The sequence below is a fragment of the Amphibacillus sediminis NBRC 103570 genome (genome assembly GCF_001552275.1).
Taxonomy (GTDB): domain Bacteria; phylum Bacillota; class Bacilli; order Bacillales; family Amphibacillaceae; genus Amphibacillus_B; species Amphibacillus_B sediminis.
Genome location: NZ_BCQW01000067.1, coordinates 1 through 1,117, shown reverse-complemented (window position 1 = coordinate 1,117; position 1,117 = coordinate 1). Strand labels below are relative to the sequence as shown.

Below are 1,117 nucleotides of genomic sequence, written 5' to 3'. Positions count from 1 at the left end.
GTATTTGGCAAGTAAAAAATGTATGAAATGGCATTTAAAAATGTATGCCACTTACCGCCTCAATTTATTGCTGTATTAAAGATTCTTTATAACGGAAACTTTCACCGTTAAAAAGGAGTAAATGGGAATGATGAATCAGTCGATCAATCACAGCTTCTGTTAATATTGGATCTCCGAAAACATGATTCCATTGTCCGAATTGAAGGTTGGTAGTAATCACCAGGCTCTTATTTTCGTAACACATGGAGATTACTTGAAATAATAACTCTGCACCCTCTTTGTGAAGAGGGATATAGCCGAGTTCATCTAATATAAGAAGATCTAGTCTTTCAAGCTGCTTAATCAGCCTGGGGAGGGAACCATTTTGGTTCGCCTCTATTAATTTATTTGCTAAAGATGCCAATGTAAAGAACTTCACTTTAGTGCCGTACCTATGTATGGCATTTAAGCTAATTAATGTTGCCAAATAAGTTTTTCCTGTGCCGACTCCACCATATAAAATCAGATTCTCTTTTTCATGAATGAATTCCCCCTGGAGAATCCTATCTCGATCAATCCCCTGAGGGATTTGAATATGCTCCCATTGAAAGGCTTGGTCACCTGTCTTTGGTAATTGTGCTTGCTTTAGTAATAAGTTCACCTTTCTTTCTTCTCTATTTTGAACCTCCTTTTCAAATAATTGAAGAAGATAATCATAATTATTTTCAGCTTTAATTTCATGGTAATGCTCTCTAATCCAACTCAACTTCAAGCGTTTGGCATATGCTTCAATTTGCTCTTTCATCAAGAAACACCTCCGCTTTGAAGTGAAGAATCATAATGAGAAAGCCCCCTCGTTGCCGCAGGCATAGTTGGTAGGTTAATAGCTGGACTTATCTCCTTGTATGTATTGCTTTGATTTATTATAGTGTAAAACAATGCTTGATTTGGTCCGGACTTGGATGTTCATGCGAAGAAGCGATCGCGAGAGCTTCATTCAGTAATGAAAAATCGTCATTCTTTAAAAGTTCTCCTAATAAACGTAAAGCACGCTTCTGTTCTTCTTCTGTACAGTTCCTTAAATAGTCCGTCCAAATAGATGGAAATTGGTTATAGATACTTGAATACTTTATAGCGC

The 1,117-nt window shown here is 36.8% G+C and carries 1 protein-coding gene and 1 pseudogene; both read right to left on the bottom strand.

Annotated elements, in window-relative coordinates; genetic code table 11:
- Positions 1-64: 64 nt before the first annotated feature.
- On the bottom strand, positions 65-784 hold the full coding sequence (istB, locus tag ASE01S_RS15345; RefSeq protein ID WP_067844167.1) for an IS21-like element helper ATPase IstB: 720 nt from the start codon (positions 782-784) through the stop codon (positions 65-67).
- Positions 785-902: 118 nt separating this feature from the next.
- Positions 903-1,117 (bottom strand): annotated as a pseudogene (locus ASE01S_RS16130) (IS21 family transposase); the annotation flags it as partial.

Bases quoted from the DNA above. Each gene is read 5' to 3' on its own strand.
- istB (WP_067844167.1), bottom strand. From the start codon at position 784: ATGAAAGAGCAAATTGAAGCATATGCCAAACGCTTGAAGTTGAGTTGG.